Annotated in this window: 20 protein-coding genes; 8 read left to right on the top strand and 12 right to left on the bottom strand. The window is 70.6% G+C overall.

Annotated features, from left to right (window positions below):
- Positions 1–96 precede the first annotated feature (96 nt).
- On the bottom strand, positions 97–1137 hold the full coding sequence (locus tag ACV7NL_RS16040; RefSeq protein WP_463356208.1) for a GlxA family transcriptional regulator: 1041 nt from the start codon (positions 1135–1137) through the stop codon (positions 97–99).
- Between the two features lie 59 nt (positions 1138–1196).
- On the opposite strand from ACV7NL_RS16040, the gene ACV7NL_RS16035 reads away from it, so the two are divergent.
- From ACV7NL_RS16035 to ACV7NL_RS16015, 5 genes are all read left to right on the top strand, one after another.
- A complete protein-coding gene (locus tag ACV7NL_RS16035) occupies positions 1197–1904 on the top strand; it encodes a DJ-1/PfpI family protein (protein ID WP_056487217.1) in 708 nt (235 codons plus the stop codon).
- Between the two features lie 113 nt (positions 1905–2017).
- Positions 2018–3337 (top strand): O-antigen ligase family protein, encoded by a 1320-nt coding sequence (locus tag ACV7NL_RS16030; RefSeq protein ID WP_463356207.1) that lies wholly within the window; start codon positions 2018–2020, stop codon positions 3335–3337.
- Positions 3334–4497, top strand: coding sequence for an acyltransferase family protein (locus ACV7NL_RS16025; RefSeq protein ID WP_463356206.1), 1164 nt, complete (start codon positions 3334–3336; stop codon positions 4495–4497). Before ACV7NL_RS16030 ends, ACV7NL_RS16025 begins: the two co-directional genes overlap by 4 nt.
- 196 nt (positions 4498–4693) lie before the next feature.
- Positions 4694–4993 (top strand): GCG_CRPN prefix-to-repeats domain-containing protein, encoded by a 300-nt coding sequence (locus tag ACV7NL_RS16020; protein ID WP_463357142.1) that lies wholly within the window; start codon positions 4694–4696, stop codon positions 4991–4993.
- 129 nt (positions 4994–5122) lie between these two features.
- Entirely contained in the window at positions 5123–6883 is a 1761-nt protein-coding gene (locus ACV7NL_RS16015) for a PQQ-dependent dehydrogenase, methanol/ethanol family (protein WP_463356205.1), read from the top strand.
- A gap of 284 nt (positions 6884–7167) precedes the next feature.
- On the opposite strand, the gene ACV7NL_RS16010 is transcribed toward ACV7NL_RS16015, so the two are convergent.
- Positions 7168–7764 carry a winged helix-turn-helix domain-containing protein gene (locus ACV7NL_RS16010; protein ID WP_247636390.1) on the bottom strand — a complete coding sequence of 199 codons (597 nt, stop codon included), beginning with the start codon at positions 7762–7764 and terminating at the stop codon, positions 7168–7170.
- A gap of 127 nt (positions 7765–7891) precedes the next feature.
- The gene (locus tag ACV7NL_RS16005) at positions 7892–9031 is read right to left on the bottom strand and encodes a replication protein RepA (RefSeq protein WP_463356204.1); all 1140 of its coding nucleotides are present in this window, start codon (positions 9029–9031) and stop codon (positions 7892–7894) included.
- 595 nt (positions 9032–9626) lie between these two features.
- Here ACV7NL_RS16005 and mazG point away from each other — a divergent pair.
- Positions 9627–10469 (top strand): nucleoside triphosphate pyrophosphohydrolase, encoded by an 843-nt coding sequence (mazG, locus tag ACV7NL_RS16000; RefSeq protein ID WP_463356203.1) that lies wholly within the window; start codon positions 9627–9629, stop codon positions 10467–10469.
- On the opposite strand, the gene ACV7NL_RS15995 is transcribed toward mazG, so the two are convergent.
- From ACV7NL_RS15995 to pabB, 4 genes are read right to left on the bottom strand one after another with little or no spacing between them, the layout of a single operon-like run.
- Complete coding sequence (locus tag ACV7NL_RS15995; protein ID WP_056181301.1) at positions 10447–10830, bottom strand: DoxX family protein; 384 nt, start codon at positions 10828–10830, stop codon at positions 10447–10449. The genes mazG and ACV7NL_RS15995 overlap by 23 nt on opposite strands.
- 32 nt (positions 10831–10862) lie before the next feature.
- On the bottom strand, positions 10863–11693 hold the full coding sequence (locus tag ACV7NL_RS15990; protein ID WP_463356202.1) for an aminotransferase class IV: 831 nt from the start codon (positions 11691–11693) through the stop codon (positions 10863–10865).
- Positions 11680–12300 (bottom strand): anthranilate synthase component II, encoded by a 621-nt coding sequence (locus ACV7NL_RS15985; protein ID WP_463356201.1) that lies wholly within the window; start codon positions 12298–12300, stop codon positions 11680–11682. Before ACV7NL_RS15985 ends, ACV7NL_RS15990 begins: the two co-directional genes overlap by 14 nt.
- On the bottom strand, positions 12297–13733 hold the full coding sequence (gene pabB, locus ACV7NL_RS15980) for an aminodeoxychorismate synthase component I (protein ID WP_463356200.1): 1437 nt from the start codon (positions 13731–13733) through the stop codon (positions 12297–12299). Before pabB ends, ACV7NL_RS15985 begins: the two co-directional genes overlap by 4 nt.
- Before the next feature lie 309 nt (positions 13734–14042).
- Between pabB and rimO the strand changes: the two genes are divergently transcribed.
- On the top strand, positions 14043–15386 hold the full coding sequence (gene rimO, locus ACV7NL_RS15975) for a 30S ribosomal protein S12 methylthiotransferase RimO (protein WP_463356199.1): 1344 nt from the start codon (positions 14043–14045) through the stop codon (positions 15384–15386).
- 73 nt (positions 15387–15459) lie between these two features.
- On the opposite strand, the gene ACV7NL_RS15970 is transcribed toward rimO, so the two are convergent.
- The 4 genes from ACV7NL_RS15970 to ACV7NL_RS15955 all read right to left on the bottom strand — a co-directional run bounded on the left by ACV7NL_RS15970 (position 15460) and on the right by ACV7NL_RS15955 (position 18979).
- Complete coding sequence (locus tag ACV7NL_RS15970; protein WP_082504265.1) at positions 15460–15645, bottom strand: DUF3606 domain-containing protein; 186 nt, start codon at positions 15643–15645, stop codon at positions 15460–15462.
- 80 nt (positions 15646–15725) lie between these two features.
- On the bottom strand, positions 15726–16358 hold the full coding sequence (gene pncA / locus ACV7NL_RS15965) for a bifunctional nicotinamidase/pyrazinamidase (protein ID WP_463356198.1): 633 nt from the start codon (positions 16356–16358) through the stop codon (positions 15726–15728).
- A complete protein-coding gene (locus ACV7NL_RS15960) occupies positions 16355–17329 on the bottom strand; it encodes a quinone oxidoreductase family protein (protein WP_056487254.1) in 975 nt (324 codons plus the stop codon). Before ACV7NL_RS15960 ends, pncA begins: the two co-directional genes overlap by 4 nt.
- A gap of 258 nt (positions 17330–17587) precedes the next feature.
- Positions 17588–18979, bottom strand: coding sequence for a GntP family permease (locus tag ACV7NL_RS15955; protein ID WP_247636395.1), 1392 nt, complete (start codon positions 18977–18979; stop codon positions 17588–17590).
- Between the two features lie 180 nt (positions 18980–19159).
- Here ACV7NL_RS15955 and ACV7NL_RS15950 point away from each other — a divergent pair, with 180 nt between their 5' ends.
- Complete coding sequence (locus ACV7NL_RS15950) at positions 19160–20389, top strand: FAD-dependent monooxygenase (protein WP_463356197.1); 1230 nt, start codon at positions 19160–19162, stop codon at positions 20387–20389.
- On the opposite strand, the gene ACV7NL_RS15945 is transcribed toward ACV7NL_RS15950, so the two are convergent.
- On the bottom strand, positions 20390–21676 hold the full coding sequence (locus ACV7NL_RS15945) for a patatin-like phospholipase family protein (RefSeq protein ID WP_463356196.1): 1287 nt from the start codon (positions 21674–21676) through the stop codon (positions 20390–20392).
- Positions 21677–21822 lie beyond the last annotated feature (146 nt).

The raw sequence follows: 21822 nt of genomic DNA, 5'->3' as shown, positions 1-21822 counted from the left end.
GTCAGGGGGGACATACGCGGCTCCGGACCGGCGCTCGGCCCGTGGTTCCGGTCGATGCCGCGACGGCCGGCGGTGTCGATGATGCGGCCGGGAATGTCAAATCTCAGGCGCCCCGGGCCGGCCGTCCGGCGTCCCCTCCCCATCGTCGCGGAACCGCTGCCGGTAGGAGGCGGGCGCCACCGCCACGTGGCGCAGGAAGCTGCGCCGCAAGGTCTCCTCCGAGCCGAAGCCGCAGCGCTCCGCGACGCGCTTCAGCGGGAGCGCGGTCTCGGCCAGGAGCCGCCGGGCCGCCTCGACGCGCTGGCGCTCAAGGGCGCGGGCGGGGGTCAGCCCCGTGGCCGCGCGATAATGGCGGGCAAAGCCGCGCGGGCTCATGCCGGCCGCCTCGGCCAGTCGCGGGACGGTCAGGTCCTCGGACAGGTGGTCGGCGATCCAGGCGTGGAGCCCCTCGAAGCGCGTGCCACCGGATTGCAGCGCCAGGACGGTGCTGAACTGGGACTGGCCGCCCGGGCGCTTGAGGAAGACCACGAGGTGCCGGGCGACCGCCAACGCCGCATCCCGGCCGAGATCCGCCTCCACCAGGGCGAGCGCCAGGTCGATGCCCGCCGTCACCCCGGCGGAGGTCCAGACCGCGCCGTCCCGGATGAAGATGGGGTCGGGCTCGACCCGGGCCTCCGGATGGCGCCGCGCCAGTTCGGCGCAACGGGTCCAGTGGGTCACGGCCCGACGCCCGTCGAGGAGGCCGGCCGCCCCGAGCAGGAAGGCGCCGGTGCAGACCGAGGCCACCCGCCGGGCCCGAGGCACCCGGGCGGCGACCCAGGCGGGCAGGCCCCCCGCGACCGCCCCGGCGACGCCGCGCCCGCCCGCCACCACGAGGGTGTCGACGGGCTGGTCCGCGGACGGAAGCGGCTCCATCGCGAGGCCGAGACCGGCGGAGCTGCGGAGCTGGCCGCCGCCCGCCGCGACCACGTGCAGAGCGTAGGGCGCGGGGCCAGGGCCTGCGAGGTCGTTCGCCGTGGCGAAGACCTGGAGCGGCCCTGCCACGTCGAGGAGCTGGACATCCCGGAAAGCCAGGATCTCGACGCGGCGGGGACCATCCGCGCTGCGCCCTGGCAGAAAACGAGGAGTTTTGGTCATTTCGGCCGGAGCCTGGCCGAGTAGGGTCGTCCTGTCCAGACACCCGGAGTTCTGCCGCGATGCCCCTCGAAATCGGCCTCCTCACCTTCCCGAACGTCCAGCAGCTCGACCTCACCGCGCCCTACGAGGTGTTCGTCGGGATTCCGGACGCCCGGGTTCGCCTCGTGGCCACCGGCCCGGGGCCTGTCACCAGCTCCACCGGTCTCGTGCTCACCCCGACGCACACGGTCGACGATTGCCCCCAGCTCGACGTGCTCTGCATCCCGGGCGGGATCGGGGTGAATGCGCTGATGCAGGATGCGGCACTCCTCGCCTTCGTGCGGGCGCAGGCGGCGCGCGCCCGCTACGTCACGTCCGTCTGCACCGGCGCCCTGGTGCTCGGGGCGGCCGGGCTGCTGCGGGGCCGGCGCGCCACCACCCACTGGGCCAGCCTCGACCTCCTGGCGGCCTTCGGGGCGATCCCGGTGGCCGAGCGGGTGGTGCGCGACGGCAACCTCCTCACCGGGGGCGGAGTGACCGCCGGCATCGACTTCGCCCTGACGCTGGCGGCCGAGATCGCCGGCCGACCGGAGGCGGAAACGATCCAGCTCGGCCTCGAATACGCGCCGGCGCCGCCCTTCGCGGCGGGCACGCCCGCCACCGCCAGTCCCGCCGTCCTCGCGGCGACGCGCGCCCGCCTCGCCGCCGGCCGGGCCGAGCGCGAGCGCATCGTGGGGGCGATCAGCGGAGCGCCCGCCATCGTCGCATGGCCGAAACCCAAGCCTTGACGGCAGACGGAGACGGCCTTCGTGGTTCTTAAACGTATTCTGCGCGCCTATCAGGCGGCACCGGCGGCCCTAGAGTGCGGGTCTTTGCCGGCCCTCGAGCGCGGGATTGGACCATGACGACGGGCATCGCCACCGACGCGGGCGCGCCGGCGCGGGCAGATCTCCCCGATGCCCTGCGCATCGGGGCGATGGGCGTGATCCTGCTGATCGTGCTGATCGGGGCCGATCCGTTCCTTGACGGGACGGCAGCCGAGAACGCGGCCTCGCGGGCCGGCGGCAACATCGTCAACCAGGTGCTGTATCTGGCGATGGGCGGACTCGCCGTGGCCGTGCTGGCCTGGCGCGGGCGGGAGGCCCTGCGGCCACTGGCCACCCTGCCGATCCTGGCGACGCTGGGCTGGATCGGCGTCTCCACCGCCCTCTCCATCGAGCCCGCCGTCTCGGCACGGCGCCTGATCTCCCTCGTCATCATGTTCGGCGGGGTGGTGAGCGTGCTGGTGCTCGCCCGCGACGCGCGCCAGTTCGCGCAGGCCCTCGGCGGCAGCGTGCTCCTGGTGCTGGCGCTCTGCTACCTCGGCCTCGTGCTGGTGCCCGAGCGCGCGATGCACACCGCCCTCGACCTGATCGAGCCCGAACACGCGGGCAGCTGGCGCGGCGTCTTCGCGCACAAGAACGGCGCCGGCGCGGCCATGAGCCTGTTCATCATCATTGGGTTGTTCTGGGCCGCGATGGGCCAGCGCATCCTCGGCACCACCGTGGTGGTTCTGGCGGGCGTGTTTCTCGTCTTCACCAACGCCAAGACCTCGATGGTCATGACCCCGGCGGTGCTCGGTCTGACCTGGGCCTGCACCCGCTCCGCCTCGGGCGCCTGGCGCCGGCTGGTGCTCCTCGGGCCCCTGGCGCTGCTGCTGGTGCTCACGGTGGGCTCGGTGATGGTGCCGGGCGTCGGAGCGCTGGTCGCGAGCCTCGCCGCCGACCCGACCTATACCGGCCGTACCGAGATCTGGAGCTTCGCCCTCGACAACATCGCCAAGAAGCCGCTGACCGGCTTCGGCTACGGGGCCTTCTGGGAAAGCGTGTTCTACGGCGGCGGCGGCGATGCGACCACCTGGGTCAATCGCGCCACCGACGCCCATGACGGCTACCTCAACACCGCCCTGGAGAGCGGCCTGCCCGGCCTCGCCCTCACGGTGTGGTGGATGATTCTGGCGCCGGTCTCGGATCTTCAGGCCCAGCGCCAGGACGGCGCAGGGTCCGCCCTCGACCCGCTGCGGCTTCTGTTCCTGCGGATCTGGCTGTTCGGCCTGATGGTGGGGGTGTTCGAATCGGTGTTCTACCAGGCCACCAACGCGCTGTTCTTCCTGCTCGCCCTCTCGGTCCTCGGCCTGCGCTTCGGGGCCGCCGGACGGGTGGTCGGGAGCCGGCCGCGGTGAGCGGCCCGCGCCCGTCTCAGGCCCATCCGCCGGTGACGCCGCTGCCGGCACTCACCGCCCTGCGCTTCGTGGCCGCCGCCTTCGTGCTGGCCTTCCACTATGCGGGCGCGTTCTTCGCCGACGCCGCGGTGCCAGCCCCGATCCGCCTCGGATATTCCGGCGTGACCTTCTTCTTCCTGCTCTCGGGCTTCATCCTGGCCTACACCTACAGCGCCGTAGACCTCCGCGACCGGGCCGCCCGCGTTCGCTTCCGTTGGGCGCGGGTGGCCCGGGTCATGCCGGTCTACCTGCTGGCCCTCGTACTGGCCCTGCCCTGGTTCGTCAGCTGGGTCGCCAAGTCGGCCCCGCCGCTGCAGGGGCTGATGGCCGCGAGCGCGGTCCTGGCACCGCTCGGTCTCCACGCCTGGGTGCCGGGCGCGGCCTGCGCCCTCGACTGCCCGAGCTGGTCGGTCTCGGTGGAGCTGTTCTTCTACGCGCTGTTTCCCGCCCTGCTGCCCCTGGTGCTCGGCGCGCCGGGCCGCATCGCGCGCCTGACCCTCGGCGCCTGGATCGTCCTGACCGGCGGGGCCGGCCTCGCCTTCGCGCATTACGCCCCCGGCGTGTCGCTGATCGGGCCCGAGTCGGGGGGACCGGGACCGGTGCTGCTGGCCCAGGCGATCAAGTACAATCCCCTGCTGCGCCTGCCGGAATTCGTCGCCGGGCTCCTCCTCTACGTGGCCTGGACCCGCCGGCGCATCCCGACGGCCGCCCTCCTCGGGAGCGCGGCGGTGGCCGCCTTTGGCCTCGTTGCAGCGGCACCCATCCTGCCCGAAGTGCTGCTGCACAACGGGCTGACCGCCCTGGCCTGGGCGCCCCTGATCCTGGCCGGCGCGCAGATCCGCTCCGGCCCCCTGGTGGCGCCCGCCTTCGTGTTCCTGGGCCGGATCTCCTTCGCCCTCTACCTCATCCACGTCCCGGCCTATGCCCTGGTGAACAGCTTCGACCGGATCGCCCTCGGGGGCCGGCTTGCCGCCGCGCCCTGGCTCGGGGCGGGGCTCGCCACCGCGCTTAGCTTCGCGCTCAGCCTCGCCCTGCATCTCGGCCTCGAGGAGCCCGCCCGCCGGCGCATCCTGCGCTGGGCCGCGCGGCCCGGCACCACCAGCCCCGTCGCGGCCCGGTGAACCGCATCCCGTCAGCGAGCGTTCAGCAACCTTCCGGCAGGATGAAGCTCTTCCGGCGTCAGGAAGGTCTGCAGCTTCGGGATAGTCCCGCGGCCTTCGAGAAAGCGGAAGATCAAGAACAGCAAAGGTCACACCAGCAGAAGGTCATGGCGTCATGTCCGTGAAATCGCTGACTCACCCGATTCTCGCTCGTACAATGCTTGCCCGTACGATGCTCGCTGCGGCGCTCGGGCTCGGCGGGACCGTTGGCCTCGCCGCGGTCGCCCAGGCCGCGCCCATCACCCCCGCCCCTGCCGGGACGCTGGCGGGCGCCGCCGTCGAGACCGTCGCCTATGGCTGCGGCCCCGGCTTCATCCCGAACCGGTTCGGCTATTGCCGGCCGATGTACCGCCCCTACGGCTATTATCGTCCGCGTCCGTTCTACGGCCCCCGGCCGTTCTACGGACCGCGCTACGGATATTATCGCCCGCGTCCGCCGTTCGGGCCTTACTTCTAGGATCGGTTCGAGGGGGCCGGGCCGCCCGGCCCACGCATCCCGGCCCACGCGCTTGCCGGTCCCTTCGCTTCGGCCCCCGGCTGTGGCACGGGGAGGGGACGTCTCCGCCCCTTCGCAACCGGGAGTCCCATGCGCGCCACCCTCCTGCTCGTCCTGCTGGCGGGCGTCCTTCCGGGTCCCGCCGCGGCTCAGACGGTGCTGCCGACGATCGACGCGGCCAACACCCGCTACGCGGACCTCGACCGGATCAAAGCCGCCAATGTCGGCCGGCTCCAGGTCGCCTGGACCTACTCCACCGGCATCCTGCGCGGCCACGAGGGTGCGCCCCTGGTGGTCGACGGGGTGATGTACGTGCACACCCCCTTTCCCAACACCGTCACGGCCCTGGACCTCGACCACGAGGGCCGCATTCTCTGGCGCTACGAACCGAAGCAGGACCCGGCGGTCTCGGCCCTGCTGTGCTGCGACACGGTCCACCGGGGCCTCGCCTACGCGGACGGCGCCCTCGTCCTGCAGCAGGCCGACACCACCCTGGTCTCCCTCGATGCGAAGACCGGCCGGGTGAACTGGTCGGTGAAGAACGGCGACCCGGCCCGGGGCGAGACCAACACCGCCGCCGTGCTGCCGGTGAAGGGCAAGATCCTGGTCGGCCTCTCGGGGGGCGAATTCGGGGTCCAGTGCCACGTCACCGCCTACGATGCGAAGTCCGGGGACCGGCTCTGGCGCGCCACCGCCACGGGCACCGACGAACAGATGCGGGTCGACCCCGAACGGACCACGTCGCTCGGCAAGCCCATCGGCCGCGATTCCTCCCTGAAGACCTGGGAAGGCGACCAGTGGAAGACCGGCGGCGGCTGCGCCTGGGGCTGGTTCGCCTATGATGCCGCCCTCGACCTCGTCTATTACGGCACCGGCAATCCCTCGACCTGGAACCCGGCGCAGCGCCCCGGCGACAACCGCTGGGCGACGTCGATCGTGGCGCGGAATCCCGATACCGGCATCGCCCGCTGGCTCTACCAGATGACGCCCCACGACCAGTGGGACTATGACGGCGTCAACGAGATGATCCTGACCGACCAGGCATTCGGCGGCGCCACCCGCCCGCTCCTCACCCATTTCGACCGCAACGGCTTCGGCTACACCCTGGACCGCGCCACCGGCGAACTCCTGGTGGCGCAGAAATTCGACCCCGCGGTGAACTGGGCGACGCAGATCGACCTCGACGCGGCCTCGCCGAGCTACGGGCGCCCGGTGCTCGATCCGCGCCATGCCCCCGAGGCCACCGGCGAGGACGAGACCACCACGGGCATCTGCCCCGGTGCCATCGGGGCCAAGAACCAGCAGCCGGCGGCCTACTCGCCCCGGACGCGGCTGTTCTACGTGCCGACCAACCACATTTGCATGGATTACGAGCCGTTCCGGGTCTCCTACACCCCCGGCCTGCCCTATGTGGGCGCCACCGTGAGTCTGCACCCGGCCCCCGACGATCCCCGCACCGGCACCCTCACCGCCTGGGACGGGGTCGCTGGGGCGATCCGCTGGACCATTCCCGAGCCGTTCTCGGTCTGGTCGGGCGTGCTCGCCACCGCGGGGGATGTGGTGTTCTACGGAACCCTCGAGGGCTATCTTAAGGCCGTCGACGCGCGGGACGGCCGCGAACTCTACCGCTTCAAGACGCCGTCCGGCATCGTCGGCAACGTCACCACCTACCTGCACAAGGGCCGGCAATACGTCGCCGTGCTCTCCGGAATCGGCGGCTGGGCCGGGATCGGACTGGCGGCCGGCCTCACCGACCCGAACGACGGCGCCGGCGCGGTCGGCGGCTACGCCGCGCTGTCGCGCTACACGGCGCTCGGCGGGCAGCTCACCGTGTTCGCCCTGCCGGAGTGATTTTTTTCAGGGGTGTGATGGGATCGCAGAGGCGGTGCGCCGAACCGGAACCTCGCTTCCAGTCCCCGTCATGCCGGATCCGCGCAGCCAAGCCCAGGATCCGGATGACGCAAGGTGCCGGATGTTCACGCCTCCGCCGGCCCAGGATCGAACGCGTCCGGCGCAGCCGGCCGACGGCGTTCCCGCTGATCCAAGGAGCCGGCCGATCGGCACGGAGCCTCGTTCGAAGGCCGCGAAGGCGGCCCCCCCTCGCCCCGTCACCCTGCCCCATGCCGGGGCGCGGCTCAGCCCAGATCCTCGTCCTCTTCGGCCGGGGCATAGACCGCCTCGCCGAGGCGCTTCAGCGGGCCGCCCGGGCCTGCGCGCTTCCACAGACGGGTGTTGAGGGCCGCCACCGGGTCGTGGCCCGGAATCTCGAAGCCGAGGCCGGTGAGGCCCTGCCAGATCTCGCCGGCATGGAGAGGCCGGCCGGCCTCGTGCAGCAGGTTGACGGCCGCCGCGACGAGCGCGCGTCCGTGCCGGCGCGCCGCCACGAGATCGTCGCCGGCGCGTGCGGGCTCGACCGGCCCGGGACCCGAGATCGAGCCCGGCGCCACGTCGTCTCCTGCAGCGAAGTCGTCTCCTGCAACGAAGTCGTCTTCTGCAACGAAGGCCTGCCCTGGCATGGAGGCCGGTTCCGCCGCGGCGGACGAGTGGCCCGGAGCAGCCCAGGCGCCGAGTGGAGGCGCCTGCGGTGCAGCGGCGGGCGCCGGGCCGATCGGCCGCAGGCGCCGGCCGAGTTCGAGGTAGAGCTGGTGGTCGGCGATGGCGCGGTCGAGTTCGTCGCGGCGGCGGCGGAGATCCCCTAGGGCGGCTTCCGCTTCGGCTTCGGATAGAAACATCGGATCCCCTTGGAATATTCCGTGTGTTGCCGCGGCAACTCCGTATTTCAGATCCTATTCCCTATGGCAGGCCGCGTCGCAAGTCCTCTCCTGCCTTATATTCCTTCTATAGAAAGGGAATACGGACTTAGCCCGTCGCTGCGGCTCTGCTTGCCGGCTTGGCGCCGCGCGGCAGCTTCGTCCCGCGCGGCGGGATCAGAAGGGCGCTCGGGTCGGCGGGCTGTAGCAGCATGCCGGTGTCGTCGAGGCGGATCGGCAGCTTCGGAAACACCTCCTGCAGGTGGGCGAGATCCGCCTTGAAGGCCTGCCGGAAGCTGCGGATGCTGGCGTTGTCGGCGCCGAACTGCTTGTGCAGGTTGTCCCAGGTGAGGCGTAAGGGGCGCTGCAGGGCGCGCAGGCGGTAGCCGACCCAGAACAACAGGTCGAGCTTGCGCGCCGAGCCCGAGAAGGCCCGGGCCGCGCGGATGTCCACCGGCAGGGCGTGCTGGATCAGGTTGTCGTAGAAATCCTGGTGGAACTGCACGCTCTTCTGCCAGACAACTCCGTCGGCCCCCTGGGGCAGCCAGAGGTCGAGCTGGCGGAAGGGCGGCACGTTGAGGGTGCTGGCGCTGCCCGCCCCGTCCCAGAGGCCGATCTGCAGGGTGCAGGCGGCCAGCCGCGCGAGCTGCTCCTTGAACTGCCGGATGGTGCCACGTTCGCCGCCGGTGACGGCGAATCCCATCTCCTTCATGAAGCCCGACAGGCTGTCGGCCACCGCGATGGTCGGGCTGCGTTGGCGCACCGCCTCGGTGCAGAGGTGCAGCAGCACGAGGCGGGCCTTGGGGCCGTAGGGCAGGCCCTGGAACTCCATCTCGCCGGTGGCCGGGTTCTTGAGGCGCCCCGCCAGCAGGCTCAGGGAATTCCGTCCGTACTCGCGGAAGAACTCGCGGGCGTCACCGGGGTCGCGATAGGGCAGGCCGCACAGGGCCAGCACCGAGTGGATGTGCTGCAGGTTCTCCGGGCCGGTTGGCTCAGTCTCGATCACCTCCCGGATGGCATCGCGGCGGCGCTGGTCGCGGCCCATGGCCTGGCGTCGCCCGGCCACGGCTCCGCGCGCGGCAACCTCCGCATCCCGGGCCCGCTGCCGGTGCAGGATGGTCTCCGCGATCGTGGCGAACAGGAAGCTGCCGCGCGCCGCCTCGACCTCGGCGAGGAGGTCGGCGTCGCGGATGCCCGCCAATGTGTCCTCGATCCCCAACAGACCCCGCCCCGATCGATCCTGGCCCATGATCCCGACAGTGAGTCCCGGACCGCGATGCGCCGACCATGCCCGATTCCCCGCGGCGGAGTCTCGGCGGCAAGCGCCGCAAGTGGGAATCATCCCGGCTATCCACCGGCCGGAACGGGAAAAATTGCCGTCGATCCGCAGGCCGCATCCGGCGCGCAGACGCTGACGCAGAGTTCGATACGGGACCGGATTCGGCACAATCCCCAGAGTTCACCGGCGGGAGGCCTTATCCACGCCGAACCCGATACGGGTTCACGCAGACTCGGATACGCGCGACCCGGATTCTACCGCCGAATCCGATACGCCGGCACGCAGAGTTCGATACGACCCTGCGCAGAGTTCGATACGCGAACCACCCATAAGCCCTCAGTCCGGCAGGGTTTTTCGGCCCTCCATATAACTCTCAGAAATGACTCTCTGAGAATCTCTTACTGATACCTTTCCTAAGGGTCGAGATGCCCGTTCGGAAGAACGAACACGCGCCCGGCCAAGGTTTTTTCAAGGGAATTTGGGGAAGACAACACCGCTTCTCCCGCCACCATCCCCAGCCTCACGGGTTGGCCCGCAATCCGCTACAGGGGTCGGACCGACACCGATGGGCGGAGAAGACGTGGTGAAGATCGAGGATCTGCTGGCCCTGATGGCGACCTTGCGCGACCCGGAGGTCGGCTGTGCCTGGGACGTGGCCCAGGATTTTGCCAGCATCGCCCCCTACACCGTGGAGGAGGCCTACGAGGTCGTCGACGCCATCGCGCGGGGCGACACGGACGACCTGCGCGACGAACTCGGCGACCTGCTGCTCCAGGTGGTCTTCCACGCCCGCATTGCCGAGGAGACCGGGCTGTTCGCCTTCCCGGACGTGGTTCGGGCGGTGGTGGAGAAGATGGTCCGGCGCCACCCGCACGTGTTCGCGCCGGACGGAACTCTGCTGCCGAAGGGCTCGCCCCGGCGCGACCCAGGGGCGGTGGCGCGGCAATGGGAGGCGATCAAGGCCGAAGAGCGCCGGGCCAAGCCTCCGCAGGAGACGGGCCCGCTCGCCGGCATTCCGTTGCCCCTTCCCGCCCTGACCCGCGCCCACAAGCTCTCCGCCAAGGCGGCGACTTACGGCTTCGACTGGAGCGATCCGGCCCAGGTGGTGCTGAAAGTGCGCGAGGAGATCGACGAGGTCGCCGACGCCATGGTCCACGGCACCCGGGCGGCGGTGGCGGAGGAACTCGGTGACCTGCTGTTCTCGGTCGCCAACCTCGCCCGCCACCTCGGAATAGACCCGGAATATTCCTTGCAAGAAGGGAATACGAAGTTCGCGCGCCGCTTCACCGCCATGGCGGCGATCCTGGAGGCTCAAGGCTCGGGCCTCTCCGACAGCGATCTCGAGGCGATGGAGGCGGCCTGGCGGGCGGTTAAGATGTCAGAGGTCAAGATGTCGGAGACGGGCTGACCGACGGTTGGCGGAACGGCCAGTCGATGACTCTGCCGGCATAGAGCGCCCACCAGACGAAGACCGGTTGAAACGCCAGCCGGGGCCCGTGATACCACCAGCTGTCGGGCAGGCCCGGCACGACGATGCCCTCCAGCGCATGCTTGAGGTTGGCCGGGAAGACGCAGACGGCGTAGAGGGCCAGCCCGATCGCGGCCCAGCGCCGGGTCGGCGGATAGGCGAGGCCGAGCACCCCGGCGAGTTCGCACAGGCCGGTGACGATCACGGTGAGCCGAGGCTCCGGCACCCAAGCCGGCATGATCGGCAGGAACGCGTCGGGGGCGGCGAGGTGGACCACGCCGATGAAGCCATAGGCCGCCATCAGCGGCAGGCGCCACCACAGCCGGGACGCCGTCACGGGGTGAAGTCCCCGCGCAGGTCGTCGACCAGGGCCGTCACCAGCGGGTGACCCGCGCTGGCGAAGGCGGTGGCGTCGATGGCCGTCACAGGGGCGAGACCGCGCAGGGAATTGGTGAGGAACACCGCCTCGGCGGCGTGCAGGGCGTCGAGGTCGAAACTCCGTTCGGCGGTGGGCAGGCCCAGGCGTTGGGCCCGCGACAGAATCTCGGCCCTCAGGATGCCGGGCAGGACGCCGTCCGAGAGAGGCGGGGTGACGAGAGTGGCGTCGAGCACCGCGAACAGGTTGGCGGTGCCCGCGCAGGCGACGCCCCCTTGCGTGTTGCGGAACAGGGCCTCGTCGAAGCCCGCCGCCCGCGCCGCGCCCGCCGCCAGCACCGCATCGAGATAGCCGAGCGTCTTCAGGCTCGCGGCCGGCGAGGTCTCGTTGCGGCGAATGCCCGTCGCGTGGAGGGTCAGCGGCGCGAAGGCGAGGGCGTCTCCCACCGGGACGGCGCTCGCCCACAGCACCGGCTGGGGTTCGGCCGGGGGGCTGAGCCCACGCGGGCCGGAGCCGCGGGTCACGGTGGTGCGGATCGCCGCCAGGGGGTGGACCCGCCCCATTTCCGCCGCGAGCGAAATCATCGCTGCCGCGATGTGTGCGGGCGCCACGGGAAAGCCCAGCGTCGCCGTCGCGGCGGCGAGGCGGGCCACGTGCGCGGCCTCGAACAGGATGCGGCCGCTCCGGGCCAGCGCCGTGTCGAACACCCCGTCTCCGAGGGTCAGGCCCCGGTCGGCGAGGTCGAAGGACACCGGCCCCTCGGTGAGTCGTCCGTCAAACCACAGCATCGGTCGCAGCCGGCAGATCCCGGGTCGCGCGCCAATCCCGGGCGAGGCGCAGGAAATTGGCGAAGACGGCATGGCCGTTCTCGGTCAGCACCGATTCCGGATGGAACTGCACGCCCCAGGTCGGGTGGGTCCGGTGCGACAGGGCCATCACCTCCCCTTCGGTCGAGACCGCGTCGATGCTGAGCCGGTCGGCCATGCCGGGCTCCGGCGCCACGATCAGCGAGTGGTAGCGCCCGACCTGCATCGGGTCGGGCAGGCCGGCGAACAGCCCGACCTCGTCGTGGCGGATCGGCGTGGCCTGCCCGTGCAGGGGGCGCCCGGCGCGCGCCACCCGGCCGCCGAAAGCCGCCCCGATGGCCTGGTGGCCGAGGCAGACGCCGAGCAGCGGCACCGCCCCGGAGAGTTCGCGGATGGCGGGCAGCGAGATGCCCGCCTCCGCCGGCGTGCAGGGACCGGGCGAGATCACGATCGCGGCGGGGTCGAGGGCACGGATGCCGGCGACGTCGAGGGCGTCGTTGCGCGCCACCCGCACGGTTTCACCCAGTTCCTCGAAGTAGCGCACCACGTTGAAGACGAAGCTGTCGTAATTGTCGATGACGAGGATCACGGCGCCCTCCCCGCCCCGGACTGGGCATCCGGTTCGCAAGCGTGCGGTACGAAGGCGTCCGGTTCAAAGGCTTGGAACACCCGCGCGGCCTTGGTCAGGGTCTCCTCGTATTCGGGCCCCGGCTCGGACAACAGGGTGACGCCGCCGCCGGCCTGCAGCACGGCCGTGCGGTCGTTCATGAACACGGTCCGGATGGCGATGGCGGTGTCGAGGTCGCCGGTGAAGCCCAACGCGCCGATGGCGCCGCAATAGAGTTCGCGCGCGTCGCCCTCGATGTCCGTGATGATGTCCATGGCGCGCAGCTTCGGCGCGCCGGTGATCGAGCCGCCCGGGAAGGTGGCGGCGATCAGGTCGAGGGCGTCCATGTCGGCTTTCAGGGTTCCGGTGACCACCGACACGAGATGGTGGACGGACGCGTAGGATTCGAGCCCGCACAGCACCGGCACCTGCACGCTGTGGGGTTCGCAGATGCGCGACAGGTCGTTGCGCAGCAGGTCGACGATCATGATGTTTTCGGCCCGCTCCTTGGCATTGGCCTGGAGGGCTTCCCCGAGGCGTGCATCCTCTTGCGGATCGGGGACGCGGCGGACCGTCCCCTTGATTGGCCGGGTCTCGATCGCCCGCCCCTTGAGCTGGATGAAGCGCTCGGGGCTGCTGGAGGCGACCCGCAGCCCCTCGAAGTCGAGATAGGCACCGAAGGTCGCCGGGTTGGTGGCGCGCAGGCGTCGGTAGAGGGCGAAGGAGTCGAAGCCCTCCGGCAGGTCGGTCTCGAAGCGCTGGGCGATGTTGGCCTGGTAGATGTCGCCGGCCCGGATGTAGTCGCGCACCCGCTCCACCGCCGCCTCGTAGGCCGAACGGGTGAAGTTCGAGCGCCAGGCCAGCGGCCCCTGCGACGGAGGTTCCGGGCTCGGGCGCGCGCGCTCCAGCAGGCGGGTGAACTGGGCCAGCCGGGCCTGAGCGCGGGCCTCGCGCGCGGCCGGCTCGGTTTCGGGAAAGCCCGTGGCGAGGAGCCGGCAGCGCCCGGTCGCGTGGTCGAGGCTCAGCACCGTGTCGTAGAGATTGAAGGCGATGTCATCGCAGAGGCCCGCCCGGCGAGCCGCAGGCGCCACCCGCTCCAGGGCCGCCCCGAAATCATAGGCGACATAGCCGATCGCGCCGCCGGCGAAGGCCGGGAGATCGGGGTCGGGTGCCGTGCGGTAGGGCGCGAGGCAAGCCCGCAGCGCCGCGAGACCGCTGCCCGGCACCGTCCGTCCGTCGAGCGTGGCGACGCCATCGCGAAACCGGAAGCGCCCGAACGGGTCCGCCGCCAGGGTCGAGGTCCGGCCGAGCGTGTCGTGGTGCATGGCGCTGTCGAGGAAGGCGAGGCCCGGGAGGGCGCCCAGGGCCTCGGCCGCCGCGACCGGCTCGACGAACGGGAGGTCAGCAATCCACATGATGACTCGAAGGTTCGGGGACGCCGCGGACGGACGATCCCGGTGGGCCGAAGAACTCGAATTGAAGAACCCGAAGTGAAGAACCCGGACTGAGGAACTGGGGCCGAAGCATCCGTCGCGGCTTGCGGTATCATGCACAGGTGGCATGCGCGATGCCGTGGCAAAAGCGCGATCCGCGCATGGCTCGGCGCGGCCTGGCTCGCTTGGGCGCGCGAATCCCGTTATAGGGCTGTCAACCTCTTTGTCCCGCCCTCCCCCGATTCCACGGCCGATCCGGTTTCAGAAGCCGATCCGGCCCGACGAGCATCCATGACCGCATCCCTCCTGCCGCCGGCCCCCGCCAAGGCGGCGCCGAAAATCTCCTTCGTCTCCCTCGGCTGCCCCAAGGCGCTGGTGGATTCCGAGCGCATCCTCACGCACCTGCGGGCGGAGGGCTACGAGCTCGCCCGGCGGCATGACGGCGCGGACGTCGTCATCGTCAACACCTGCGGCTTTCTCGATTCGGCCAAGGCCGAGTCGCTCTCGGCTATCGGGGAGGCCATGGCGGAGAACGGCCGCGTCATCGTGACCGGCTGCATGGGCGCCCAGCCTGAGGAAATCCGCGAAAAGTATCCGAACCTGCTCGCGGTCACCGGGCCGCAGGCCTACGAATCGGTGGTGGCGGCGGTGCACGAGGCGGTGCCCCCGGCGCACGACCCGTTCCTGGATCTCGTGCCGCCGCAGGGCGTGAAGCTGACGCCGCGCCACTACGCCTACCTGAAGATTTCCGAGGGCTGCAACAATCGCTGCACCTTCTGCATCATCCCGTCCCTGCGCGGCGATCTCGTCAGCCGGCCGGCCGGCGACGTGCTGCGCGAGGCCGAGAAGCTGGTGAAGGCCGGCGTCAAGGAACTGCTGGTGGTCTCGCAGGACACCTCCGCCTACGGCGTCGACATCCGCTACGCCTCGAGCCCCTGGCGCGACCGGGAGGTGCGGGCGAAGTTCTATGATCTGGCCGCCGAACTCGGCACGCTCGGGGCCTGGGTGCGGATGCACTATGTCTATCCCTATCCGCACGTGGACGAGGTCATCCCGCTGATGGCCGAGGGCAAGATTCTGCCCTACCTCGATATGCCGCTCCAGCACGCGAGCCCGTCCGTGCTCCGCCGCATGCGCCGGCCCGGCAACCAGGAACGCCAGCTCGAGCGCATCCGGCGCTGGCGCGAGATCTGCCCCGATCTCGCCATCCGCTCGACCTTCATCGTCGGCTTCCCCGGCGAAACCGAGGCCGAGTTCGAGGAATTGCTGACCTGGATTCGCGAAGCCAAGCTCGAGCGCGTCGGCTGCTTCGAGTTCGAGCCGGTGGGCGGGGCGGTGGCCAACAGCCTCGGCGACCCGGTTCCGCCGGAGGTGAAGGCCGAGCGCAAGCGCCGCTTCATGGAGGCGCAGCAGACCGTCTCCGTCCGCCTGCAGAAGGCCCGCATCGGCAAGCGCCTGCCGGTCCTCATCGACGCGGCCGACGGCACCGTCGCCAAAGGCCGTTCGAAGTACGACGCCCCCGAGATCGACGGCACCGTCCACATCACGTCACGCCGCCCCCTGCGGGTGGGCGACATCGTCACCGTGAAGATCGAGCGCGCGGATGCGTACGATCTGTATGGGAGCGCGGTGTAGCGTTTCCAGTGGGCACTTGCCGGAGCGGATAATTCGAATGAAAGGGGCCATAAGCCCCTTTCTACTTTTTATCCTACGGGTACGGCTTTCCGAGATACTTCGCGACATCTTTGGCCATCACACCGACAGCCTTGACGGCGGCGCGCAGTTGATCTGGCGTGACGCCGAATTTTTTGGACCAATCTCTAACCTCCCAATCCTCGTTTACGTTGATGCGGCGTTGGTCGGGTAAGCCACGCTGCGTCAGATCATCAGCCATTTTCACACCTCAGGTTAACAATTTGGAATCTTGTTAACCTGAGGTGTGATTTCAAGGGCGGGCTGTCGCTCTGTGCCGGTCTATCGATCAAGGATTGTCCCACTCATGGCCCGTTCGACCCCGGCCGCTGCCATCTCGGCCCAGGCCTGCGCCACCGAGCCGTCGCGGTCGATCCCCCGCACGGCGTCCGCCACCACCACGGCCTCGAACCCCGCCGCCCGCGCGTCGAGGGCGCTCCAGGCGACGCAGTAATCGGTGGCGAGGCCGCACAGGACCACGCGGGTGAAACCGCGCTCCCGCAGGTAGCCGGCGAGCCCTGTCGGCGTGCGCCGGTCGGCCTCCAGGAAGGCCGAGTAGCTGTCGACGTGGCGGTGATGGCCCTTGCGGATCACCAGTTCGGCGCGCGCCGCATTCAGGGTGGGCGCGAATTCCGCGCCGGTGCTGCCCTGCACGCAATGCTCCGGCCACAGTACCTGCGGGCCATAGGCCAGCGGCACGGTCTCGAAGGGTGCCCGGCCGGGATGGCTCGTCACGAACGAGACGTGCCCCGGCGGATGCCAGTCCTGGGTCAGGACCGCGTGCGGAAACTGCCCGAGAAGGCGGTTGATCGGCGCGATCACCGCGTCGCCGTCCGGCACGGCCAGCGCCCCGCCGGGCAGGAAGTCCGCCTGCAGGTCGATGACGAGGAGGACGTCCCCCTCGGTCGGTCTCACGGGATCATCACCGTGGCGCCGGTGGTCTTGCGGCCGGCAAGATCGCGATGGACCTGCTGCACGTCCGCGAGCTTGGCCGTGTGGTGGACCGGGATCTTCACCGCACCGCTCGCCACCACCGAGAACAGGTTCCGGGCCATGCTGTCGAGGGTCTCGCGCTTGCTCGCATGGGCGAAGAGCGACGGGCGGGTGGCGTAGAGCGAGCCCTTCTGGCCGAGCAGGGCCAGACTGAAATCGTCCACCGGGCCGGAAGCCGAGCCGAAGCTGACGAACATCCCCAAGGGGCTGATACAGTCGAGGGAGGCCGGGAAGGTGTCCTTGCCGACGCCGTCATAGACCACCGGCACGCCCTTGCCCCCCGTGATCTCCTTGACGCGCGCGGCGAAGTCCTCGTCGCGGTAGAGGATGACGTGGTCGCAGCCGTTGGCGCGGGCGAGCTCGGCCTTCTCGGCGGAGCCGACGGTGCCGATGACCGTGGCGCCGATGTGCTTGGCCCATTGGCAGGCGATGAGGCCGACGCCGCCCGCGGCGGCGTGGAACAGGATGGTGTCGCCCGGCTTCACCGCGTAGGTCCGGTGCAGCAGGTACTCTGCGGTGAGGCCCTTCAGCATCATGGCGGCGGCGGTCTGGTCGTCGACGCCGTCAGCGAGATGCACGGCGGCGCTCGCCTCGATCACCACCTCCTCCGCGTAGGTGCTGGCGGCCGAACCGTAGGCCACCCGCTCGCCGACCCGGAACTCGGTGACGCCCTCGCCCAGGGCCACGACCACGCCGGCCCCCTCCTTGCCGGGGGTGAAGGGCAGCTGCGGCGCCTTGTAGGCGCCTGAGCGGAAGTAGATGTCGATGAAGTTGACCCCGATGGCGGTCTGGCGGACGTGGATCTGGCCGGGGCCTGGTGTCGGCAGGGTCACGTCCTCGTAGCGCATCACCTCGGGGCCGCCGTACTCGTGAACCTGGATCGCCTTCGGCATCGTGTCGTTCCCTAATGCAAGTCTTCGAATGGTCTTCGAATGATCTTCGACGGGGCTCCGGTCGGTCGTCGACACCGCCCGGGTCCAAGACCCCGATGAGCAGCGACATAGACGGTCCCGGTGCGCCGGCAATGCCGCAGGGTCTCATCCCTCTCTGGCCGCGCCATGTGCGGCGGCGCACCGGACAGGGGCCTCCGGCCGTTCACCCCGTCTCGCCCTGCGGCGCGTCGCGTCGGAGGCGGGCGCCGGCACACCGGCTCAGACGAGGCCGGTGAGGTAGTAGACGCCGATCACCAGAAACACCGCCGCGGTCTTCAGGAGCGTGATGGCGAAGACGTCGGCATAGGCCTGCCGATGGGTCAGGCCCGTCACCGACAGCAGGGTGATGACCGCTCCGTTATGGGGGAGCGTGTCCATGCCGCCGCTCGCCATGGCGGCGACCCGGTGCAGCACCTCCATGGGGATGTTGGCGGCCTGCGCGGCCGCGATGAAGGTGGAGGACATGGCCGCCAGCGCGATGCTCATGCCGCCCGACGCCGAGCCGGTGATGCCGGCGAGCGCCGTCACCGTCACGGCCTCGTTGACCAGGGGGTTGGGGATCGCCGAGAGCGCGTCGCGGATGACGAGGAAGCCCGGGAGTGCGGCGATCACCGCGCCGAAGCCGTATTCCGAGGCGGTGTTCATGGCCGCCAGCAGCGAGCCCGCCACTGCCGCGCGGCTGCCCTCGGCGAAGCCCTGCGAGACCGGGCGCCACGCGAAGACCAGCACGGTGAGGATGCCGGCGAGCAGCGCCAGCTCCACCGCCCAGATCGCGGTCACGGACGAGACCGCGGTGACGATGGGCTTGTCGAGGCCGGCCAGAACCGTCTCGGCCTTGGGGCCGTAGAGACGCGGGATCGCGGCCGTGAAGGCGAGGTTCGACACCCCCACCACGATCAGCGGCAGGAGCGCGATGGCCGGGTGGGCGCGGGCGGCCTCGTCCATCACCTGCGGCTCGTTGCTGTGGCCTGTGCCGTAGCCCTCGCCTTGGCGCTTGGCCGAGGCGATGCGCCGGTCGAGATAGGCGACGCCCACCACCAGGATGAAGGCCGCGCCGATCAGCCCGAGCCAGGGGGCGGCCCAGGTGTTGGTGCCGAAGAAGGTGGTGGGGATGATGTTCTGGATCTGCGGCGTGCCGGGCAGCGCGTCCATCGTGTAGGAGAAGGCCCCGAGCGCGATGGTGCCGGGGATCAGGCGCTTGGGGATGTCGCTGAGGCGGAAGGCCTCCGCCGCGAACGGATAGACCGCGAAGACCACCACGAAGAGCGAGACGCCGCCATAGGTGAGCAGGTTGCACACCAGCACGATGGAGAGCACCGCCCGCCGTGCGCCGACGAGGTCGATCACCGCAGTCACGATCGAGCGGGAGAAGCCCGACATCTCGATGACCTTGCCGAACACCGCGCCGAGCAGGAACACCGGGAAGTACAGCTTCACGAAGCCGACCATCTTCTCCATGAACAGGCCGGAGAAGACCGGCAGCACCGCCGATGGATCGGTGAGCAGCACCGCCAGCAGGGCCGCCACCGGCGCGAACAGGATGACGGAAAAGCCCCGGTAGGCGACGAGCATCAGGAAGCCGAGCGCCAGCAGCGCGATGAACAGGCTCATGATCGGGGTGGCCTCCGGGTAGCCGATGGTCACGGCCTTGCGCCGGATGGTACAAGCCCCGCCCCTGCGGCACCATCGCGGCCTTGACCGGCGCGGTGACACGCCTCTGTAAGCGTCAGGGTCTTTCGCTAAGCCCCGGGCCGATGCTCGGCCCGATGCCGTTCAGGAGTCCGCGAAGCCGTGGCGACACTTCCTCCGAAATCCGAACCTTTCGCGAAATCCGAACCTTTCGCGGTCGCCGTGGTGGGAGCCGGTGCGGCGGGCCTGAGCCTCGCTCTGGCGCTCGCCCGCGACGGCGTCGCCACAGCCCTGGTCGGCCGGCACGCCCCCGTGGCCGACGGGCGCACGGTGGCGCTCCTCGACGGATCGGTGCGCTTCCTCGACGCCCTCGGGGTCTGGGCGGCGATCGCGCCGCATGCGAGCCCGCTGGCCGAACTCCACATCGTCGACGACACCGGTAGCCTGTTCCGCCCGCCGCCGGCCCGCTTCGTCGCCACCGAGATCGGGCTCGACGCCTTCGGCTGGAACGTCGAGAGCGCCCGCCTCGTGGAGGGCCTGCGGGCCGAGGCGCGGGCGGCGGCCAACCTCACCCTGTTCGAGGAAGACGCCGCGGGTTTCGCCGCCGGCGCCGACGCGGCCACGATCACCCTGGCGGGGGGCGCCACCCTGTCGGCCCGCCTCGTGGCCGGGGCGGACGGCGCGCGCTCGAAGGTCCGTGAGGCCGCCGGCATCGTGCCGCGCACCTGGACCTACCCGCAGAGCGCCCTCACGACGATCCTGGCCCATACGCGGCCGCACCGTGACGTCTCCACCGAGTTCCACACCCGGCAGGGGCCGTTCACCCTCGTGCCGCTGCCCGGCGGGCACCGCTCGAGCCTGGTCTGGGTGATGGGCGAGAATCCGGCCAAGAGCCTGGCGGCCCTCGACGACGAGGCCCTCGCCGGGGCGGTGGGGCATCAGGCCCAGGCGATGCTGGGCACCATGCGCATCGACGGCCCGCGCGGCCTGGTACCGATGCGGGGGCTGTCCGTGCCGAGTCCGGTCGCGGCCCGCCTCGCCCTGATCGGCGAGGCCGCCCACGTCTTCCCCCCCATCGGGGCGCAGGGTCTGAACCTCGGCTTGCGCGACGCGGCGTCCTTGCGCGACGCGGTGATGCGGGCGGTGGAGGATGGGCGGGACCCGGGCTCGCGTGCCGCGCTGTCGGCCTTCGCCCGGGGACGTGACCTCGACGCGCGCTTGCGGAATACCGCCGTCGACGCCCTCAACCGCAGCCTTCTCACCAGCCTCCTGCCGGTGGACGCCCTGCGCGGCCTCGGGCTCCTCGCCATGACGACGATCGGTCCCTTGCGCCGCGTCGTCATGCGCGAGGGCGTGCTGCCCCGCCTCGGCGCGCCGAGCCTGATGCGCTGATCAGCGTCCGGCCACGCTTCGGACCGGAGCGTCCTGCGTGGCCCGGCGCTCCACCGAACCGGTGGCGATCTCCGCCGGGTCCGTCCGGCCGTCCTGAAAGGCCGTGCCGGCCTTGCCCAGGGCCACGCCGTGGTCGAACAGCGCCTTCATGTAGCCCTGATCGAAGGGCGCGGACGAGGTCTTGCCGAAGCGTCCGTCGATCTGAGCCACCTGCAGGTCGAGGCCGGTGCGCCGGGCAAACCCCTCGCTCAGCGCGAGCGCCGCGCGGGTCTGCGCCTTGATCGCCGCCGACATCGAGCGGCCGAGCACGCTCAAGGTGGTACGCGACGCCATCTGGAAGTCGGGCGTCAGGGTGTTGTTGACCACGAGATAGACCTGACGAGTCGGCAGCGGTGTCGGGTCCTTGGCCTGAAGCACCGATTCCGGGGCGAGATAGTACGGCGCTGTGGTTCCGCCGTCGGCGTGCATCTCCTGGAAGCGCTTGCCGGAGCCCGCCACCGCGTCGATCATGACCGGTGGGAACACGCCCGGTACCGCGGACGAGGCCAGGATCACCGACCGGAACAGCGCCAGGGCCTTCGGGCCGCCGGCCTTCGCGATGGCGCCCATGTCCCACAGGACCGGGCGCTCGCCGTCCACCGCCGTGGTCGCCACCAGAAGGCGGCGACCCTTGGCGTGCTCGGCCGCCACCGCCTCAAGCAGCGCCGGCGTCACCGCCCGGTCGATGCGGCGCTTGAGCGGCCAGGTGTCGGTGAGCGCCTCGTTGGTGCCGCCGAACTCGAACACGTCGGCTGCCGAGATCTCGGTGTAGTTCTCCCGCAGCGCGGCGTCTCCACGCGCGCCGATGAAGGCGAAGGGAGCGATCATGGCGCCGGTGCTGACACCGGTGATGACCCCGAAATCCGGTCGGGTGCCGACCTCGCTCCAGCCGTTGAGCAGGCCCGCCGCGAAGGCGCCGTTCTCGCCCCCGCCCGAGAGCACGAGCCAGGGCCGATCGGCGGCGGAGGCCTGATCGATCAGGGCGCGGAAGGCGCCGGCGTCGTCGCCGGGGAGGCGGATGTCCGCGGAAAGCCCGTCCGGCCGGGCGGTCGCGGCCTCGGCCGCCGTGAAGATCACGCGCCCGCTCTGTTTCTCGGATCGAACCTGATTCTCGGCCGACGCCCTGTCCACGTGGGGCTTGGCGCGCTCGCCTGCGAAGGCCGTCTGCGGAAGGCTGAGACCGATGACGGTGGCCCAGAGCAGAGCCGGATGGCGCAAGCCGGTTCGGCTGATCGATGATCCGGACATGGGTCCGTCCTTCGTATCTGGTGAGGAGCCCCCTCGATCGTGAGAACGTGAGGCGGGGCCGCCCGTTCCGCGACTTCACTCCAGGCAGCGGCGTGGCAAATGGCTTGCGTGTGCCCGCACACCTTTACGGGGGGCCTGAGGTTGCC

The organism is Methylobacterium sp. Ger2507 (assembly GCF_055231875.1).
This window is presented reverse-complemented; position numbering and strand designations above follow the sequence as displayed.

Bases quoted from the DNA above. Each gene is read 5' to 3' on its own strand.
- ACV7NL_RS16040 (WP_463356208.1), bottom strand. From the start codon at position 1,137: ATGACCAAAACTCCTCGTTTTCTGCCAGGGCGCAGCGCGGATGGTCCC.
- mazG (WP_463356203.1), top strand. From the start codon at position 9,627: ATGGGCGGAGAAGACGTGGTGAAGATCGAGGATCTGCTGGCCCTGATG.
- ACV7NL_RS15960 (WP_056487254.1), bottom strand. From the start codon at position 17,329: ATGCCGAAGGCGATCCAGGTTCACGAGTACGGCGGCCCCGAGGTGATG.
- pabB (WP_463356200.1), bottom strand. From the start codon at position 13,733: ATGTGGATTGCTGACCTCCCGTTCGTCGAGCCGGTCGCGGCGGCCGAG.
- ACV7NL_RS16005 (WP_463356204.1), bottom strand. From the start codon at position 9,031: ATGGGCCAGGATCGATCGGGGCGGGGTCTGTTGGGGATCGAGGACACA.
- ACV7NL_RS15970 (WP_082504265.1), bottom strand. From the start codon at position 15,645: ATGGCTGATGATCTGACGCAGCGTGGCTTACCCGACCAACGCCGCATC.
- ACV7NL_RS16010 (WP_247636390.1), bottom strand. From the start codon at position 7,764: ATGTTTCTATCCGAAGCCGAAGCGGAAGCCGCCCTAGGGGATCTCCGC.
- ACV7NL_RS15995 (WP_056181301.1), bottom strand. From the start codon at position 10,830: ATGGCGGCCTATGGCTTCATCGGCGTGGTCCACCTCGCCGCCCCCGAC.
- ACV7NL_RS15945 (WP_463356196.1), bottom strand. From the start codon at position 21,676: ATGTCCGGATCATCGATCAGCCGAACCGGCTTGCGCCATCCGGCTCTG.
- ACV7NL_RS15990 (WP_463356202.1), bottom strand. From the start codon at position 11,693: ATGCTGTGGTTTGACGGACGACTCACCGAGGGGCCGGTGTCCTTCGAC.
- ACV7NL_RS16015 (WP_463356205.1), top strand. From the start codon at position 5,123: ATGCGCGCCACCCTCCTGCTCGTCCTGCTGGCGGGCGTCCTTCCGGGT.
- ACV7NL_RS16035 (WP_056487217.1), top strand. From the start codon at position 1,197: ATGCCCCTCGAAATCGGCCTCCTCACCTTCCCGAACGTCCAGCAGCTC.
- ACV7NL_RS15955 (WP_247636395.1), bottom strand. From the start codon at position 18,979: ATGAGCCTGTTCATCGCGCTGCTGGCGCTCGGCTTCCTGATGCTCGTC.
- rimO (WP_463356199.1), top strand. From the start codon at position 14,043: ATGACCGCATCCCTCCTGCCGCCGGCCCCCGCCAAGGCGGCGCCGAAA.
- ACV7NL_RS16020 (WP_463357142.1), top strand. From the start codon at position 4,694: ATGCTTGCCCGTACGATGCTCGCTGCGGCGCTCGGGCTCGGCGGGACC.
- ACV7NL_RS16030 (WP_463356207.1), top strand. From the start codon at position 2,018: ATGACGACGGGCATCGCCACCGACGCGGGCGCGCCGGCGCGGGCAGAT.